The organism is Streptococcus periodonticum, from assembly GCF_003963555.1.
Classification (GTDB): domain Bacteria; phylum Bacillota; class Bacilli; order Lactobacillales; family Streptococcaceae; genus Streptococcus; species Streptococcus anginosus.
Genome location: NZ_CP034543.1, coordinates 551,665 through 569,291, shown reverse-complemented (window position 1 = coordinate 569,291; position 17,627 = coordinate 551,665). Strand labels below are relative to the sequence as shown.

Below are 17,627 nucleotides of genomic sequence, written 5' to 3'. Positions count from 1 at the left end.
TAAGAGTTCCTTTCGTAAGATAGTTGAGGGAGTGGAATAAACAACCATGATTGCATTGCAATTATAATGTCTGCGCCACTCTCGTAAATTTAATGTTTAGTTTAACCGCCATTTCAAGTAGGCATCGATGAAGCCATCTAAATCGCCATCCATGACTTTATCAACTTGGGCTACTTCATAACCAGTTCGATGATCCTTCACCATGGTATAGGGCGTAAAGACATAAGAGCGGATTTGACTTCCCCAAGAAATTTCTTTTTTGTCTCCCTTTAAGGAATCCACTTCAGCTGCTTTTTTTTCTTGCTCCATTTGGTAGAGTTTCGCTTGAAGCAATTTCATTGCCCGATCACGGTTTCCATATTGTGTGCGGTCAACAGTGGATTGTGTCACAATTCCCGTTGGTATGTGGGTTAAACGAACACCGGTTGAAACTTTGTTGACATTTTGCCCGCCAGCACCACCGGAACGGAAAGTGTCCATCTTGATGTCTTCGTCTCGCACCTCAATTTCAATCGTGTCATCCAACTCCGGCATGACTTCCACTGAAGTAAAAGAAGTGTGACGACGCTTAGCTGAGTCAAATGGCGAAATGCGCACCAAGCGATGAACTCCCATTTCAGACTTCAACAAACCATAGGCATGAGGACCCTCAAAAGACAAGGTAACAGACTTAATTCCCGCTTCATCTCCCGCTTGATAGTCCAATACTTCAACCTTGAAACCATGAGCATTGCCAAAGCGTGTATACATCCGCAGCAACATATCCCCCCAGTCTTGAGCTTCTGTTCCACCAGAGCCTGGATGAATTTCAAGGATAGCATTGTTATTATCATAAGGTTCCGACAAGAGGAGTGTCATTTCATAGCTGGTCATTTTTGTTTCCAACTCTGCTAATTTTTCTTCCAACTCTTCCTGTACAGAATCATCCTCCGGTAGAAAATCAAGCAAAATCTCTGATTCGTCAAATAAATCAGTCATTTGCTGGAAGTTATCATAGGTTTGCTTAAGTTCGTTTAATTCTTGAGATGTTTTTTGTGCTGCAATATTATCATCCCAAAAATCAGGTTCTGTCATCTTATTTTCTAAGATTGCAATTTCTTCTTCCAGACCTTCTAAGTCAAAGAGACCCCCTGAAAGAAGCTAATTTTTCACGATTTGCGTCAATTTTTTGACGAATTTCTGAAATATCCATACTTACCTCTTTTCACATATCGTTTTATTATATCACAAGTCAGTATTTTTTTCTAATTTCTGACAGAGTCCAATAATAGTTATTGTATAAAATTTCTAATTCTGAATCAAGAAATTTCGTTCTTTGTTACATGATTGTTAGATAGATTGCCATCTGGCTAAAAATATTAAGAGGTTAGATACGTCAAAATGATATTCATGATAGTCCCTTCTTTACAACCTTTCGCTCGAGAATTTCTAAAACGCCTGATTCTTGATTGCTTGGTGCTTGATACTTTGCTGTTTTCTTGACCTTTTCAGAAGCATTTGCCATCGCATAGCTGTGACCCACATAAGCTAGCATTTCTAGGTCATTTCCACCGTCCCCAAAAGCCATCATCTCCTGTGGTGCAATACCAAAATGCTGACTAAGTAATTCAAGAGCAGAGCCTTTATGAACACCTCTTTGGATGATATCAATCGAACCATGTCCACTTGAAACTGCCTGAACGAGTTGACCAGTAACTTGATTTAGCTTTTCAAGGAGTTGATCTGTTTTTTCTTCTGGCACCAATAAAGCTAACTTGACAAAATCATCTTCTGGTAAATCCTGAAAATTAGAGATTTCTTTCAAAGCATGGTAATAAATTGCAATTTCTTCTTTGTACTGTTTGGGTGCTGACTTGAGCAAATAAGCAGAATGAAGTCCGCAAAGAGTTGTTGCATTTTCTAAGTTTTCTGACACAAGCACATCTAAAACTTTTTCAATCTCTGTTCTAGCGATTTTTTCTTCTCGTAATAGCTTCTCTCCCTCAAAAATTAGTGCTCCATTTTCTGAAACAATAATTAACTCATCCTGATATTTTGGAAAAAATGAAGCCAGTTGGGCATATTGATTGCCTGAAATGACGACCACTTTTATATCTTTTTCTTGCAATGCTCGATAAATTTTCTCAAAGCGCTCCACATCATAGGTATTGTCTGAGTGCAGAAATGTACCGTCCATGTCAAATGCTACTAATTTTATCATTCGTAGACCTCCTCTTGCTTCTATTTTACACCAAAAGACTTAAACTTTCCTATGATTTTTGACGAAAAATTTATTTCTTTCATTTTACCTCAAATATGCTACACTAGGAGCATGACAAATTTAGCATTTACGAGTGATCTTCATTTGGTTTCAAACCAATTTACTGATTAAGAAATCACTATTTTAATGGAACTATTAGCAGCAAGAAAGGTTGATCATATTCATTTCGCAGGGGATCTGTCTAATGATTTTGAGCACATTAGTTTGCCTTTTTACAAAAGCTCAAAAAGTCCTTCTCCGCTTCTTACAATTTAGGCAATCATGACATGCTAGGAATGACTGAAGATGAGATTCAACAGCACGATTTCAACATACAATCATTTGGGCAGACTCAGTTTATTAGCCTAGCAGGTTGGTATGACTATGGATTTGTTCCTGAAAAAACATTTGAAGAACACAAACGGATCAAGCAATTTTTCTGGTTTGATAGGCGATTGAACCGCGATACAGATGATCCTGCACTTACGCAGCATAGCTTGGAACAACTTGAAAAAATTTTAGCTTCTCTGAATGATCCTATTATCCTAGCTATGCATTTTGTTCCTCACAAAGATTTTCTTTACAATCACCCTTATTTTCAGCGCTTTAATGCTTTTCTGGGTAGTCAATCCTTTCATAATCTCTTTGTCAAATATGGTGTGAAAGATGTTGTCTTTGGTCATCTTCACCACCGCCACTCCGCTCGAATGATTGACGGTGTCTGCTATCATACAAGACCTCTTGGTTACATCCGCGAATGGCAGTTGACTCAGCAATTTTTTGAAGATTATCCTCAATACAAAATCCCTCAAATGTACCGTCTCCACAAACGCTATAATGCAGTAAAAGACTTATCTCTTTTCCAATCATATAAGAAAAAGCACCTCCGAAAAGAACTAGAAGATGCCCTTATCATTTTTGATATTTAGTACGAAAACAACTGAATAGCTTCTCTTAGCTCGTCTGAGAGAGCTTTTTCTTTGTCTAACTGAAGATAAACTTCTAACAAGCACGAACGAGCATTAGAAAATTGTAAGAAGTCTGTTGAGTTTTCTAGTGGAAAGTCAAGTGAAGTTAACCAAGCTGCAACTCTGGTTTGTGAGAGTCTATCATTTAAAACAGCCTGATAGATGACTCGTGCCAAACGCCAGTCCTCATCACTGATAAAGCGCCAATTCACTCTTTTAAAAATCTTTTCTAATACTTGTAGAACTTCATTTACTCGTGTTATAGGAAAATCTGGGTGACAAATAATCTCAACTAAAAGATCTGCACCATGAGCAAAGGCATGCACCCAACCATATTCTTCAGAATAGCCAGTCCTATCATTTTCATACAGCAAATAAGACATTCCTTGTTCAAATAGAGCCATTCTTTGCTGACTAGAAAGTCTTTTAAAATAAAGTGAATTTTTCTTAGCATCCGCATGTAGCAAATTAGCGAATAATAAAGCCGTAAAAGATCGAGTCAGAGTCTCTTGACCAACCTCTTCTTTTTTATACAAGAGTCCCTGTCGTTTTAGAGCCTCAATCACTACAAAATCAAACTGATCCTTTGTAAATAGTTGTTCTTGTATGGCTCTAGCTAGAGAAACAAAAATTAACTCATCTCGTATTTTATAATCAGGATGACCGATATAATCTAACATCCAAAGAATTTCTTCTCTTTCATAATGCACTTGATTATCAAGTAACCTCTGCTGTAACCTATCTTTTATTCTTACCATTTTATTCCTCGGCTAAGATGAAAAACTCACCATCCTGTTTAAGAAACTGTCCACAAATACTATTATTAATATCATCAGGCGCTAAATACTTTTTTGACCATTGACATATCGTTTCAAAAATTGGTATCACAGACTCTGCTTTTTCTATCAACTGATAAGTAACGCGCATAGGGATTTCATTATATTGTCGTCTTTCTACCATATTATTTTGCATCAATTCTTTCAAAGTTCTAGAGAGAACAGTATCTGTAATATCTAGCATTTCTGCTTTTAGCTCATTATAGCGCAATGAGCCTTTGATAAAAAGAATACAAATAATGCGCGAATTCCATTTTCCTCCAAAAATATCTAACCCATATTCTAATGGACAGCGGAGTTCTCTTTCAATTTTTCGTTGATACATATCTGCCTCCTCACAAAATAGTTAGTTACTCACTAATTTGGTAACGTATTGCATTTAAAATAGCACTATTTTATAATAAATTCAAATAAAAGGAAAGGAAAGGAGACTTAATACTATGTCTCAGGTTAAAGCATATTTACAAATCACTCTAGATATTCCGGATGAAAGTCGTCCTGCCGTAGCGAAAGTTTATAATGACTATCGCAAGCCATTTCTAGATACTATCGAAGGGGCTGTGAGCAAGAACTTACTTATTCGCACAGAAGATGTGCAAGTTTTACATGGTTTTGACTCTGTTGAGCACGCTCAAAATTATCTACAAAGTGATATGTTCAAAAATGATGTTTTTGTTGGACTTCAACCACTTTGGAAACAAGATCCAGATGTTCGTATTTATGGCTTGTAATAAGGACTTAAAATTGTCGTATTCACGGCAATTTTTTATTATAGTTTGACAATTAAAAAAGCCACCCAAAGATGACTTTTCTGTCTTAAATGGCATTTTTATCCATTCCTAATTTACGTTGAACAAATTTAACAATTTCCACGATGATAATCATGGAGAAACTTCCAATGAGAACGGCTGCCCATTGTGAGAGGTCTAATTTTGTTACATGGAAAATTCCTTCTAGTGGCTCAACCAAAATGGTAGAAGCCAATAAAATGAATGAAACAAGAATAGACCAGTTGAAAGTTTTAGATTTGAATGGCCCAACTGTTAGAAGTGATTGATAAACAGATTTTACATTAAAGGCATGGAAAAGCTGGATTAGTCCAAGCGTTGCAAAGGACATGGTCAACGCATCCGCATGAATAGCTCTCATGTCACCAACATGAACTGGATTCATCAAAGCATAAGCATAAACACCGAGTACCAAAGCACCTTGCAAAAGCCCTTGATAAATAATCGAACTCATGACACCACCTGAGAAAAAGCTAGACTTACGACCACGCGGTTTATGCGTCATCACACCCGGCTCAGCTGACTCAACCCCTAGTGCAATAGCTGGGAAAGTATCTGTCACAAGGTTAATCCAGAGAAGATGAACCGGCTGCAGCACATCCCAGCCAAAAAGAGTTGCAAGGAAAATCGTCAACACTTCTGCTGTATTGGCTGAAAGCAAATATTGAATGGTCTTTTGAATGTTAGAGAAGACTTTCCGTCCTTCCTCAACAGCCACGATAATCGTTGCAAAATTATCATCAGCCAGAATCATGTCAGAAGCACCTTTCGAAACTTCTGTCCCTGTAATCCCCATTCCGATACCGATGTCGGCTGTCTTCAAGGCTGGTGCATCATTGACACCGTCACCTGTCATAGCAACAACCTTGCCTTGATGTTGCCATGCTTTGACAATTCGCACCTTATGCTCAGGAGATACACGCGCATAGACAGAATATTGACCAACAACTTTTTCAAACTCTTCGTCTGACAATTCGTTAAGCTCAGCACCAGTCATGACATGGTCTTTACTATCATCATTGATAATTCCAAGGCGTTTAGCAATAGCCTCCGCTGTGTCTTGGTGATCCCCCGTAATCATAATCGGACGGATACCCGCTTCTTTAGCCACTCGAACAGCTTCAGCAGCTTCTGGTCGTTCAGGGTCAATCATCCCAATCATACCTGTGAATATTAAATCATTTTCAAGATTTTCAGATGTTAAGTTTTCTGGAATTTCATCAATAATTTTATAGGCACCAGCTAAAACACGCAAGGCCTGATGAGCCATACCTGAATTATTTTCCTTAATTAACTGAGTCGTTGCTTCATCAATCGGCGCAATATCGCCTGCCTTGTCACGAGCCACACAACGTTTTAAAAGTTGATCTGGCGCACCTTTTACAGCCACCAAAAATTTACCATCTGGCAAAGGATGAATGGTTGACATGAGCTTACGTTCAGAATCGAATGGCAATTCTGCGACACGAGGATATTTCTCTAAGAAAGCTTTGACATCATACCCTTTATCAAGTGCATACTGAACAAAAGCTGTTTCCGTTGGATCTCCAATGAGTTTTCCATCTTGATCGATTTTAGTATCATTAGCAAGGACAACCGAGCGTAACAATGGCAAGTCAAGTCCGAGGTCAATATCTTGTTTTGCTTCATGCAAACTGCCGTCATAAAAGACTTTTTCAACCGTCATCTTGTTCATGGTCAAGGTACCCGTCTTATCAGAAGCAATAATTTCAGTAGAGCCAAGCGTTTCAACTGCAGGAAGCTTTCTAACAATAGAATTTCTCTTCGCCAAAACTTGTGTGCCAAGTGCCAAGACAATGGTCACAATAGCAGGAAGTCCTTCTGGAATTGCTGCCACAGCAAGTGCGACTGATGTCATCAATTCGCCCAGCGGGTCTTTTCCTTGAACGAATACACCAACCACAAAAGTGATAGCTGCAATAATTAAAATCGCATAGGTGAGCACTTTTGACAGACCATTTAGATTTTGCTTGAGTGGAGTATCTGTTTCATCAGCGTTTTGGAGCATACCAGCAATATGACCGACTTCTGTAAACATACCTGTATTGACAACGACACCCATTCCACGTCCATACGTAACGTTTGAATTTTGGAATGCCATATTGATACGGTCGCCAATACCTGCATCAGCAGCTACATCAACAGTCAGATGTTTTTCAACTGGAACGGATTCGCCAGTCAGAGCCGCTTCTTCAATTTTTAAAGAATTTGCTTCTAAAAGACGCATGTCAGCAGGTACCACATCACCTGCTTCCAGCATAACGATGTCTCCAGGGACCAATTCTTTTGAGTCTACTTCTGTCACATGCCCGTCACGCAGCGCACGCGCAGCTGGGCTAGACATAGATTTGAGTGCTTCAATTGCTTCTTCTGCCTTACCTTCTTGGTAAACTCCAAAAATGGCATTAATAATGACCACAGCTAGGATAATAATCGCATCTGCAATATCTTCACCACCTGAAGTCACAACCGAAAGAATAGCCGCAATCAGCAAAATAAGAATCATCAAATCCTTAAATTGCTCAACGAATTTCATCAGAAGGGATTTTTTCTCTCCCTCATCCAGTTCATTGCGTCCGTATTCGTCTAAACGCTTAGCGGCTTCATTGCTTGATAAACCTTGCTCAGAAGTTTCTAAATTTTTTAAAACTTCCTCCGAACCTTGCGTATAAAACGCTTGGCGTTTTTGTTCTTTTGACAAAATATTTCCTCCTTTGATCCCTTTTTGACAAACAAAAAGAGACCTGTTTATTGCAACAAGTCTCGCTGTTTCATACAAGGCCGGAAATTGCTTTCGTATTGACGACCTTGTAACGGATATCCCGCTAGCTACTCCCTTGAGTGTTTTTATTATATCAAATTCTTCAATTTTTTCAAGCAAAAAAAGTTCAATTTCTATCTATTTTACCCAACAAAGAATAAGACGCAATAAATAAAATAATCGCTATGACAAGTGTCCCTGTTAGGTCAAAGAACATATTAAGCTTTGTCTTGTTATAAAAAACCAAATAAATCTGCTGAGAATAAAAATAGCCGCTATTACTAAACTAAAAAGGATTCTTCCCATCACTTTTTACCTCCACGAAATTTCCATTTGATAATCCGCAAAAGTTCGACCGCCATCAGGTGTTCTCAATTGATAATGCAGTTCAAGTGTCTGCTTTTTCAAATCAACCTGGTAATGACTTGTTTTTGTGATAAATTGCTGTATGCCGACCGGTGTGGGAATTCCAATCAAGGCTTCTCCTCCTTTGATAAACCGCATCAAAGATTTATGAGTAGAGAAGCGTGTCATGACTAGTTCTTCATCATGAAACTTCAGCACAACCTTCTCTCCTTCTTCATTTTTAAACAATAAATAATGATAAACGCCCTTTTGAGTCCAATCTACATCGTAACTTTGGTCAATTTGTTCCACTTGCTCATCCATTTGAATTCGATTTTGGATTCTAATTTTCACTCTTCAAATTTCCTCGTCTTCCTATTTCTTTTTTCATTTTAGCAGAAAATCAAAAATATTTCTCCCATTTTTTCTTATACTTTTATTTTACCATAGCTCTGAATGGGAGAATTTTTGAATTAAAACAGCAAGTTTGAATCGCTATTTTCAGAGGTTATAGATTACTTTGTTATTTGGACTGCTAGACGAGATGTGGTATAATAGAGCCATGATTGAAAAAGTATTTCGTGATCCCGTCCACAATTACATTCATGTGGATCACCAAGTCATCTATGATTTAATAAACACCAAAGAATTTCAACGACTGCGCCGCATTAAACAGTTAGGAACTTCCGGCTATACTTTTCACGGAGGCGAGCACAGCCGTTTTTCGCATTGCCTCGGAGCATATGAAATTTCAAGACGAATTACAAAAATCTTTGACGAAAAATATCCAGAGGTTTGGGATTGTCATGAAAGCTTACTTCTCATGGCAACAGCCCTCTTGCACGATGTCGGTCACGGCGCTTATTCACATACTTTCGAGCGTCTCTTTGATACCGACCACGAGGAAATTACACGCCAGATTATCACAAACCCTGAAACAGAGATTAACAAAGTTCTGGTTCAAGTTTCGCCTGATTTTCCGGAAAAAGTAGCCAGCGTTATCAACCACACCTATCCAAACAAACAGGTGGTGCAACTTATTTCCAGTCAGATTGATGTCGATCGCATGGATTATCTCTTGCGAGACTCCTACTATACAGGCGCTTCTTATGGACAATTTGATTTAACACGGATTTTGCGCGTTATTTGTCCTGTTGAAAATGGCATTGCTTTTAAGCGCAACGGCATGCATGCCGTGGAAGACTATGTCGTCAGTCGGTACCAGATGTATATGCAGGTTTATTTTCATCCTGCTAGTCGGGCAATGGAAGTGCTCTTGCAAAACTTGCTCAAGCGAGCTAAATTTCTCTACGAAAAGCAGAAAGACTATTTTGCACTCTCTTCTCCCAACCTCATTCCTTTCTTTGAAAAGCGAGTGACCTTGAAAGATTATTTAGCACTGGATGACGGCGTGATGAATACTTATTTTCAGGTCTGGATGACAAGCCCTGATACGATTTTGTCTGACTTGGCACAGCGTTTCATCAACCGCAAAGTCTTTAAATCCATTATTTTTTCAAAGGAAAATGAAAAAAATCTGAATGTTATGCGGGATTTGGTTGCAGAAGTCGGTTTTGATCCTGACTACTATACCGCTATTCACCGCAATTTTGATCTACCTTATGATTTTTATCGTCCAGATGTCGAAAAACCACGCACTCAGATTGAAATTATCCAAAAGGATGGCAGTCTCGCGGAGTTGTCCACTTTATCCCCTATCGTCGAAACATTAGCAGGCACAAGGCACGGCGACAACCGTTTCTATTTCCCAAAAGAAATGCTGAAAGAAGCTGGACTTTTTAGTGAAAATAGTAAAACTTTCTTGTCGTATATCAAAAACGACCAATTTATATATGGAGAAGCACACGAACATGAGTATTAAACTAGTTGCCGTTGATATTGACGGAACCTTATTAAACACCAAAAGAGAAGTCACACCAGAAGTTTTTTCTGCTGTACAAGATGCCAAAGCTGCTGGAGTAAAGATTGTCATTGCAACTGGACGCCCCATTCCAGGAGTGAGAAATTTGCTTGAAGAGTTACACCTAAACGAGCCAGGTAATTATGTCATTACCTTCAATGGCGGGCTGGTTCAAGATACAGTTACAGGGGAAGAATATATCAAAGAAACTCTAACCTACGATGATTATTTGGATATTGAATGTCTCAGTCGCAAATTAGGGGTTCACATGCACGCTATCACCAAGGACGGTATTTATACTGCTAACCGTAACATTGGAAAATATACCGTTTACGAGGCCGGACTGGTCAATATGCCAGTCTATTACCGCACCCCAGAAGAAATGGTAGATAAAGAAATCGTCAAAATCATGTATATTGATGAACCAGAAATTTTGGATCAAGCAATCGCCAAACTTCCAAAAGAATTGTACGACAAGTATACACTCGTAAAATCTGCACCTTTTTACTTAGAAATTGTCAAAAAATCCGTCAATAAAGGGGCTGCAGTCGTGCATCTAGCGGAAAAATTAGGATTGACAAAAGAGGAAACCATGGCAATTGGTGATGAAGAAAATGACCGTGCGATGCTAGAAGTTGTGGGAAATCCTGTTGTAATGGAAAATGGGACTGACGAGTTGAAGAAAATTGCCAAATATATCACCAAATCAAACGATGAATCCGGCGTTGCATACGCTATTAGAGAGTGGGTTTTAAACTAATGTACACTTATAAAATAGGAATATCTGCTCAAGAACACGATGATTTTGTTAAGAAAAGTTCTCAAACCAACTTGCTTCAAAGTGCTTCTTGGGCAAAGGTCAAAGATAATTGGGACAATGAACGAATTGGCTTTTACAAAAATAACCAATTAGTGGCTTCTGCTAGTATTCTCATCAAGCCTTTGCCGCTCGGTATGACTATGCTTTATATTCCTCGCGGTCCTATTATGGATTATCAGAATCAAGAATTACTGCAATTTGTCCTGACTTCCTTGAAACAATTTGCTAAAACTAAAAAAGCTCTTTTTATCAAGTTTGATCCGAGTCTTTTCCTCGTGCAGGCTCAAATTGGAGAAAACAGAAAAGAACAGCAAGAAACACTTGACGTGATTCAAAATCTCCAGAAAGCGGGAGCTATTTGGGTGGGGCGAACAGAATCACTTGATGAAACGATTCAGCCACGTTTTCAAGCAAATATTTATAAGGATAATTTCAGCGAAGAACTTTTATCAAAAAGTACACGCCAAGCCATTCGCACTGCACGAAACAAAGGCATTCAAGTCCAGTTTGGTGGCAAAGAACTTTTGGATGATTTCTCTGCTTTGATGAAAAAAACCGAGAATCGAAAGAGTATTCACTTGCGGGGGAAGGACTATTATCAAAAACTCCTTGATACTTACCCAGAGCATTCCTATATCACACTTGCAAGCATTGACCTAAATGAGCGTCTAGAAAGTCTTCAAGCTCAAAAAGCCAAAGCTGAAAAAGAAGCCAGCAAATTCACTGAAAAAACTAAACCTGGTAAAATTGAAAACAATAAGCAAGAACAAAAACGACTGCAAGAAGAAATGGATTTCTTGTCAGAAAAAATAGCACAGGGAGCAACTATTGTTCCTCTCTCTGGAACTTTGGTTCTCGAATATGGTGCCACTTCTGAAAATATCTATGCTGGAATGGATGAAGAATACCGCCGCTACCAGCCAGCTCTCCTCACTTGGTATGAAACAGCAAAGCACGCCTTTGACCGTGGGGCGAACTGGCAAAACATGGGGGGAGTTGAAAACGATCTAGACGGCGGACTTTATCACTTTAAGTCCAAGTTCAATCCAACCATTGAAGAGTTTGTCGGTGAGTTTAACTTGCCAACCAATCCACTCTATCATCTCTCTAACCTTGCCTATACTTTGAGAAAGAAATTCCGCAGCAAACACTAAGAAAGGAATCGTATGACATTCAAACGACTTAGTCAGGAAGAATTTGTAAACCATAGCGCGTCTTGCACTCAACGTTCTTTTATGCAAACAGTAGAAATGGAAATGCTCTTAGCGAAACGCGGTTTTACTTGCCAATATGTCGGTCACACAGATGAACACGGTGAATTAACCGTTTCAGCCGTGCTCTACAGTATGCCCATGACAGGCGGACTGCACATGGAAATCAATTGCGGTCCTGTTTCAACAAATCCTCACGACCTACAAGCTTTTTACCGTGAGCTCAAGACCTACGCCAAAGAAAATGGTGCTTTAGAGCTAATTGTCAAACCTTATGAAACTTATCAAACATTTGACAGCAATGGTCAGCCGACCTCGCCCGAAAAAACAGAATTGATAAAAGAGTTGACAGACTTAGGTTATGAATTTGATGGCTTGCAGACAGGTTATCCAGGCGGCGAACCTGATTGGCACTATGTCAAAGACCTGACTGAACTAACTGAAAAAGATCTGCTCAAATCCTTCAGCAAAAATGGTAAATCGACTGTAAAAAAAGCCAATACTTTCGGCATTCAATTAAAAAAATTGAAGCGAGATGAATTAAATATTTTCAAGGAAATCACTTCTGCCACTTCCGAGCGCCGTGAATATAGTGACAAACCTTTGGATTATTACCAAGATTTCTACGATGCTTTTGGCAATCAAGCAGACTTTATGATTGCAACGCTTAATTTTCAAGATTATCTGCAACATCTGCAAAATGATCAAAAAAAACTCAGACAAAAAATTCAAAAATTAGAAGCGGATTTAGAAAAAAATCCTCAGTCGGAGAAAAAGCACAATCAACTGCGTGAATTATCTAGCCAATTTGAAAGCTTTGAAACACGTAAGGCCGAAGCACAAGAATTGATAGATAAATATGGAATGGAAGACCAAGTGCTTGCTGGCAGCCTCTTCCTCTATACACCACAAGAAGCAACCTACCTCTTTAGTGGTTCCTATCCTGAATTTAACAAATTTTATGCCCCAGCGCTTCTCCAAGAATATGTCATGAAAGAAGCTATCAAGCGACATATTCCCTTTTACAATTTTCTTGGTATTACAGGAATTTTCGACGGGTCTGACGGCGTTCTCCGTTTCAAACAAAACTTCAATGGTTACATTGTTCGTAAAATGGGCACTTTCCGCTATTATCCACAGCCATTAAAATTTAAAATTCTCAGTTTGATTAAAAAACTGCTACGGCGCGCTTAAAACTCTCAAACAGCTTTTTGAGAGTTTTTAAATATTCGTATTTTAGATAGGACTTATCAAATATGCTGAAACGATTTATTTCAAAAAAACTACTAGCGATTTACTCTCTGTTTATCGTGCCGACATGGATTGATTCAGTTTTAAACCCAACGCTCGTTCGGATGATTATTGATAATTTTCAAACGAAAAATTTAAAAATTCTCTGGCAAATCTTGATGTTGGGAATTCTTGGAAATATGCTGATTGTCTTAGGTTTAGCAGGTAAATGCTATTTCTATACAAAAATCATTGCAGACTTCAATACGAATATAAAAGAAAAGATGTTTGCTACTTTTTTGTACTTGAATTTACAATCTAAGTGCAAAAAACGAAGATATTCTTTCTGACTTGGAAAATGATGTAAAGCAAATTGATAGTTTTTACCATTCCTCGTTGAATTTCCCTAGCAATAAAATTATTGTGGACAACATCGTTTAAAAATTTTAAAATTTGCCCTGTTGTAAAATGAAGTGTAATAAAAAGGCCAGTATAAATATCCTGACCTTTTTTAACTTCCACTATTATCCATCTAAAAACTTCCGCCACTGCCCCCGTGACTTCTGTCTGATGAAGATGTATGTGTGCTACTACCCCCAGAATCACTGGAGCTGCTAGGCTCCGGTTTTGCTTTCTTATCTACATTTGAGTAGAGGAAGAATTCTTGAGCATTGGTAATCTGGAGACTATTTTTCTTGATGTAATCAGTGGCCCCGGTTTGATGATAGACAGATTTGAGCTGACCTTTCATTCCTGTTACGATGAGAAAGGCGAGACCAAAGCCAATAGCCAATGCTCCAGGAATCCAGTACCAACTTAAAGGCTCCTTAGGGAGATTTTTTACATCATAAGGCTGCCCTTTTCGTGCTTGAGTGAGGAATTCATCACACTGCTCAGCGTAGGTTGTAAAAGCAGCATTGTAGTCACCATCTTTTAAATCAGGCAAGAACTGCTTTGATAGGTAGTCTAAGCCAGCATCGGTAAAAGCAGTGATTCCGTAGCCTGTCGTTGAAATATGCCACTTCCGTTCTGCCATACTGATTAAGAAAAGCACCCCATCATGATTTTTTCCTTGACCGTAGCCATTGTAGTCGAAGTAGTCATCTGCGAAGTCTTGAGCACTTTTTCCTTCCAGACTCTTAACGGTCACGACAACGACATCGCATTTTTGGCGTTTGCTAACATCTTTGAGCTTTGCTAACAAGGCTTTTTCTTGATCCGGCTTCAGCAAGTCCGCTTTATCTACCAGTAATGGATTGGCCGATGCATTGAGCAATTTGGTTACTTTATTGAGATAATACCGAACACCACTATAAATATTTTTCCCACTCTCAAAAGCTTTCCAAAGTATGTCGTCACTCTTTGCTCCTAGCTTTTCTTTAGCGTTTCCGGCATAATATAGGATCCATTCATTTTTTTCTTTATCAACAGCAAGGAGAATACCTTCAGCTGTGCCTGCAGATTCTTGATAAACCTTTTCAGCATAAGACAAAATACCATCTTCACCTACTGATTTTGCTGCTAAAAAGTAAACTTTAAAATGATATTGTTCTTCAATAGCTTTAGCCGCTTTGTTAATCTCTGTTATTTCCTTGCTTGAAAAGGCTGAGACTTCATCACGAATATAGCTGGTTTCTTCTGCACAGACAGTCCCAATCATGAGAAAGGAGAGAAAAAGAGTTATCAGTAATGTTATGAATTTCTTCAACATAATCTCATCCTCCCTTCTTACAGTAAGTGAATCAGCCATACAGCCGCATAACTAACTATACTTGCCGCCACGCCCAGTCCGATTAGCCAACGTCTATAAGCTTGCTTGTCTAAGGGCAAATCTCCGACGAATTTACCAGTCTGACCATTCATCGCAAAGACAAACTTTTTGCCCTTCCAAGTCGTATTTAAGAGCCAAACTGGATAGAGAACATACTTAGTTGAACCATTTATCAAGCGAATATTCGAAGATTCTGGGGTAACGGTAGAAAACCCCGTAACTGTATCTTCAAAGGCTTCCTCCGTGCTTTGCTTGACACGGCTGTTAGCATGAGTAATGCTCTCCTCGGCTCCGACATCATATTTATCTGCTAGGTATCCTGCTAGGTAAGCTGTCTGAAAATCAACAGCTTCTGAAAAATCAAAGGGTTCAATGGATTCCATTAATTGATCATCCAATTTACTTGAACCGTCTACTGGGATATGTTCAAACGCTAACTGACCGGAACGAATAACTGAAAAATAGCTTGTTTCGGTATAGTCATACTCACTATCACTCCATGTTCTAATCCTGCTTGCTTTATAATGAACATCCGCATCTGCTTCTGTGTCAAAAAGCCAGAACGGAACATAAACCCCCTTTACTTCATCAATATGATTTTGGTCTTTAAAAACTTTTGGCAAGAGACGTTTCCCCATGAGATGCTTGTTCAGATTCGCCTTTGCTGCCTTTTTATCTAATTTGAATGGAATCACATAATCTGGCTTTAAATCACCAGCAAAGCGTCCCATCATAACAACAGGATTATCGCAGAATGGACACGAAGTGGCTGCTGTTGACTCGTCAGCAACAATTTCACCACCACAAGATTTACAGACATAAACTGATAGCTGATCAATCTCGCCCGTATCCCATTCACCACCAGCCTGCGTACTCCAGGTCATATTTTCATCAGTCTGGGTTTTTAATTGTTCATCCAATTCCTTCAAACTTGACATATCCAATTCGGAATCACAATAAGGGCACTTCATTTTCTGGATTGAACTATTAAATTCAAGAGCACCACCACAATTTGGACATTTATATTCTTGTAAATCAGCCATGATGACCTCCTTTCTACTGTCATCGAGCTATGAAATAGTTAGAAAAGCTTTTAAACAAGGTCATTTTCATCAAATACATTGCCACATTCAGGGCAGAATTTAGGTGGATTATAAGCATCTTCTGGTTGCCAGCCACAATTGCTGCAACGGTATTGACGTTGGGGTTCTGGCTTTGGTTTTCCACAATTTGAGCAGAATTTACCTTTATTTACAGCGCCGCAAGTACAAGTCCAGCTGTCACTCACAGGTTTTGGTGAACCGCATTCTGGACAGAATTTACCTGAAGCTTCATGTCCATTTGGACAAGTCCATTTATCCGTAGTAGTTTGGGTTTGAGAGGCTGCACTCGCTGTTGGCGTTTGCTGACTAGCGGCCTGCTCTTGTCCCATCGCAAAAAGATTTTGGGCATTCATACCTCCTGCGCCCGCTGCCATTCCTACTCCCATAAAGCCAGTCATCGCACCACCTGGATTTTCAGCCGCTGCTTTCATAGCATCTGCCTGTGCACCGACTAAGGTAGCCGCTGCCATGGTTGGATCCTTCATAATAGCCACACGTTGAGCCTGCTTAATCATTTCAGCATCTTCGTCTGGAAGAGTTACTGAACCAAGAGCTACACTAATGACTTTCAAGCCACGCAGTTCTCCCCATTTGCTAGAAAGTGCTTCATTCATGGCATTTTCGAGTTCTGTATTATGGCTAACAATTTGATTTGGTCGCAATTCTAAATCAGACAATGTAGCGAATGCTGGTTGAAGAGCACTGATAAATTCTGTTTTCAGTTGTGATTCTAATTCTTCACGCAAATATTCTTTTTCAACATTGCCACAGACATTGGTATAGAAAAGAAGTGGGTCTGCAATCTTATAAGAATAAACACCAGAACAACGGACAGAAACATCCACATCTAAGCCGATTTTTGAATCCACCACACGAAACGGAATCGGATTTGGAGTGCCAAACTTATTATCAATCAGCTCTTTTGTATTGAAATAATAAACACGCTGATCTTTGCCTGTATCACCACCATAAGTGAACCGTTTTCCGATTTGTTTGAAGGTCTCCTTAATGGAATCACCTAAATTACCTGTAAAAATGCTCGGCTCGCTAGAGGTGTCGTAAGTGAATTGACCGGGCTCAGCACAAACTTCGACAATTTTTCCCTGCTCAACAATCATCATACACTGACCGTCTGCAACAGCAATTCCAGAACCATTCGAAATAATGTTGTCACTGCCCTTAGTGTTGGAAGAACGTCCAGATATTTGTTTTTGCCCTTTGACCACCATAACGGACTTGTCCATGGCATCACAGTAAAAGAATTCCTTCCATTGGTCGGCTAAGACGCCTCCTACGGCGCCAATTCCTGCTTTAATAAGGCCCATAAGAATCTCCTTTCTCTCTTTAAAAAGCATGTTTCCGCTACCTTAAACTGTACTACTGAACGACATCATCTCCTTTGTCATAAATTTGTAAATTTTTACAAAAAATCATACGCTAACTGGCAATATTTGTCTTTTTATCGCAACATAATTAGCTGTATGAAAGCGCTTTATCTCCAAAACTATTTTACCATATTTTTATAAAATTGTAACTATCAAAAATATGAAAGCTATTTTTGGATTTATAAAACGCCAGAACTTAATCGTACAAATAAAAAAACGAATAATTCC

The 17,627-nt window shown here is 39.0% G+C and carries 15 protein-coding genes and 1 pseudogene; 7 read left to right on the top strand and 9 right to left on the bottom strand.

Translation table 11 applies throughout. The features are described 5' to 3' along the window. Positions 1 to 96: 96 nt before the first annotated feature. A protein-coding gene (gene prfB, locus EHW89_RS02800; RefSeq protein ID WP_126466623.1) for a peptide chain release factor 2 occupies positions 97 to 1,192 on the bottom strand; the annotation gives its coding sequence in 2 pieces (ribosomal slippage) (positions 97 to 1,119 and positions 1,121 to 1,192; 1,095 coding nt in all). Between the two features lie 195 nt (positions 1,193 to 1,387). Continuing rightward, complete coding sequence (locus tag EHW89_RS02795) at positions 1,388 to 2,200, bottom strand: Cof-type HAD-IIB family hydrolase (RefSeq protein WP_126466622.1); 813 nt, start codon at positions 2,198 to 2,200, stop codon at positions 1,388 to 1,390. Positions 2,201 to 2,386: 186 nt separating this feature from the next. Between EHW89_RS02795 and EHW89_RS02790 the strand changes: the two are divergent. Continuing rightward, positions 2,387 to 3,168: pseudogene (locus EHW89_RS02790) on the top strand (metallophosphoesterase). Here the strand turns inward: EHW89_RS02790 and EHW89_RS02785 are convergent. Together EHW89_RS02785 and EHW89_RS02780 are read right to left on the bottom strand one after the other, a co-directional pair. After that, positions 3,165 to 3,965: a DUF2785 domain-containing protein gene (locus EHW89_RS02785; protein WP_126466621.1), complete on the bottom strand. Its 801-nt coding sequence runs from the start codon at positions 3,963 to 3,965 to the stop codon at positions 3,165 to 3,167. The pseudogene EHW89_RS02790 and the gene EHW89_RS02785 sit on opposite strands and share 4 nt — an antisense overlap. 1 nt (position 3,966) lies before the next feature. Further along, a complete protein-coding gene (locus tag EHW89_RS02780; protein ID WP_126466620.1) occupies positions 3,967 to 4,368 on the bottom strand; it encodes a winged helix-turn-helix transcriptional regulator in 402 nt (133 codons plus the stop codon). A 115-nt stretch (positions 4,369 to 4,483) separates the two neighbouring features. Between EHW89_RS02780 and EHW89_RS02775 the strand changes: the two genes are divergently transcribed. Next, positions 4,484 to 4,774, top strand: a complete 291-nt coding sequence (locus EHW89_RS02775; RefSeq protein WP_126466619.1) for a hypothetical protein — start codon at positions 4,484 to 4,486, stop codon at positions 4,772 to 4,774. A gap of 85 nt (positions 4,775 to 4,859) precedes the next feature. Here the strand turns inward: EHW89_RS02775 and EHW89_RS02770 are convergent, their stop codons facing one another. Further along, the gene (locus tag EHW89_RS02770) at positions 4,860 to 7,553 is read right to left on the bottom strand and encodes a cation-translocating P-type ATPase (protein ID WP_126466618.1); all 2,694 of its coding nucleotides are present in this window, start codon (positions 7,551 to 7,553) and stop codon (positions 4,860 to 4,862) included. Between the two features lie 372 nt (positions 7,554 to 7,925). Then, positions 7,926 to 8,312, bottom strand: a complete 387-nt coding sequence (locus EHW89_RS02765; RefSeq protein ID WP_126466617.1) for a DUF1934 domain-containing protein — start codon at positions 8,310 to 8,312, stop codon at positions 7,926 to 7,928. A gap of 208 nt (positions 8,313 to 8,520) precedes the next feature. Here EHW89_RS02765 and EHW89_RS02760 point away from each other — a divergent pair, with 208 nt between their 5' ends. The 5 genes from EHW89_RS02760 (at position 8,521) to EHW89_RS02740 (ending at position 13,490) form a co-directional block, all read left to right on the top strand. Next, positions 8,521 to 9,840 carry an HD domain-containing protein gene (locus EHW89_RS02760; RefSeq protein ID WP_126468041.1) on the top strand — a complete coding sequence of 440 codons (1,320 nt, stop codon included), beginning with the start codon at positions 8,521 to 8,523 and terminating at the stop codon, positions 9,838 to 9,840. Further along, positions 9,830 to 10,639: a sugar-phosphatase gene (yidA, locus tag EHW89_RS02755; protein ID WP_024051939.1), complete on the top strand. Its 810-nt coding sequence runs from the start codon at positions 9,830 to 9,832 to the stop codon at positions 10,637 to 10,639. Before EHW89_RS02760 ends, yidA begins: the two co-directional genes overlap by 11 nt. Then, a complete protein-coding gene (locus tag EHW89_RS02750; protein ID WP_126466616.1) occupies positions 10,639 to 11,853 on the top strand; it encodes an aminoacyltransferase in 1,215 nt (404 codons plus the stop codon). The genes yidA and EHW89_RS02750 overlap by 1 nt, the downstream gene beginning before the upstream one ends. A gap of 12 nt (positions 11,854 to 11,865) precedes the next feature. Further along, the gene (locus EHW89_RS02745; RefSeq protein ID WP_126466615.1) at positions 11,866 to 13,104 is read left to right on the top strand and encodes an aminoacyltransferase; all 1,239 of its coding nucleotides are present in this window, start codon (positions 11,866 to 11,868) and stop codon (positions 13,102 to 13,104) included. A gap of 62 nt (positions 13,105 to 13,166) precedes the next feature. Further along, positions 13,167 to 13,490, top strand: a complete 324-nt coding sequence (locus tag EHW89_RS02740; RefSeq protein WP_226997579.1) for an ABC transporter ATP-binding protein — start codon at positions 13,167 to 13,169, stop codon at positions 13,488 to 13,490. Positions 13,491 to 13,672: 182 nt separating this feature from the next. On the opposite strand, the gene EHW89_RS02735 is transcribed toward EHW89_RS02740, so the two are convergent. The 3 genes from EHW89_RS02735 to EHW89_RS02725 are packed head-to-tail and all read right to left on the bottom strand — an operon-like array spanning position 13,673 to position 17,339. Continuing rightward, positions 13,673 to 14,851 (bottom strand): TPM domain-containing protein, encoded by a 1,179-nt coding sequence (locus EHW89_RS02735; protein WP_126466614.1) that lies wholly within the window; start codon positions 14,849 to 14,851, stop codon positions 13,673 to 13,675. Between the two features lie 17 nt (positions 14,852 to 14,868). Next, positions 14,869 to 15,954, bottom strand: coding sequence for a hypothetical protein (locus EHW89_RS02730; protein ID WP_126466613.1), 1,086 nt, complete (start codon positions 15,952 to 15,954; stop codon positions 14,869 to 14,871). Positions 15,955 to 16,004: 50 nt separating this feature from the next. Further along, positions 16,005 to 17,339, bottom strand: coding sequence for an SPFH domain-containing protein (locus tag EHW89_RS02725; RefSeq protein WP_126466612.1), 1,335 nt, complete (start codon positions 17,337 to 17,339; stop codon positions 16,005 to 16,007). Positions 17,340 to 17,627: the final 288 nt, after the last annotated feature.

What these genes read in the sequence shown, in the direction of transcription:
- EHW89_RS02785 (WP_126466621.1), bottom strand. Translation starts at nt 3,965, where the DNA reads ATGGTAAGAATAAAAGATAGGTTACAGCAGAGGTTACTTGATAATCAA.
- EHW89_RS02725 (WP_126466612.1), bottom strand. Translation starts at nt 17,339, where the DNA reads ATGGGCCTTATTAAAGCAGGAATTGGCGCCGTAGGAGGCGTCTTAGCC.
- EHW89_RS02795 (WP_126466622.1), bottom strand. Translation starts at nt 2,200, where the DNA reads ATGATAAAATTAGTAGCATTTGACATGGACGGTACATTTCTGCACTCA.
- EHW89_RS02780 (WP_126466620.1), bottom strand. Translation starts at nt 4,368, where the DNA reads ATGTATCAACGAAAAATTGAAAGAGAACTCCGCTGTCCATTAGAATAT.
- EHW89_RS02750 (WP_126466616.1), top strand. Translation starts at nt 10,639, where the DNA reads ATGTACACTTATAAAATAGGAATATCTGCTCAAGAACACGATGATTTT.
- EHW89_RS02740 (WP_226997579.1), top strand. Translation starts at nt 13,167, where the DNA reads ATGCTGAAACGATTTATTTCAAAAAAACTACTAGCGATTTACTCTCTG.
- EHW89_RS02775 (WP_126466619.1), top strand. Translation starts at nt 4,484, where the DNA reads ATGTCTCAGGTTAAAGCATATTTACAAATCACTCTAGATATTCCGGAT.
- yidA (WP_024051939.1), top strand. Translation starts at nt 9,830, where the DNA reads ATGAGTATTAAACTAGTTGCCGTTGATATTGACGGAACCTTATTAAAC.
- EHW89_RS02760 (WP_126468041.1), top strand. Translation starts at nt 8,521, where the DNA reads ATGATTGAAAAAGTATTTCGTGATCCCGTCCACAATTACATTCATGTG.
- EHW89_RS02730 (WP_126466613.1), bottom strand. Translation starts at nt 15,954, where the DNA reads ATGGCTGATTTACAAGAATATAAATGTCCAAATTGTGGTGGTGCTCTT.
- EHW89_RS02745 (WP_126466615.1), top strand. Translation starts at nt 11,866, where the DNA reads ATGACATTCAAACGACTTAGTCAGGAAGAATTTGTAAACCATAGCGCG.
- EHW89_RS02735 (WP_126466614.1), bottom strand. Translation starts at nt 14,851, where the DNA reads ATGTTGAAGAAATTCATAACATTACTGATAACTCTTTTTCTCTCCTTT.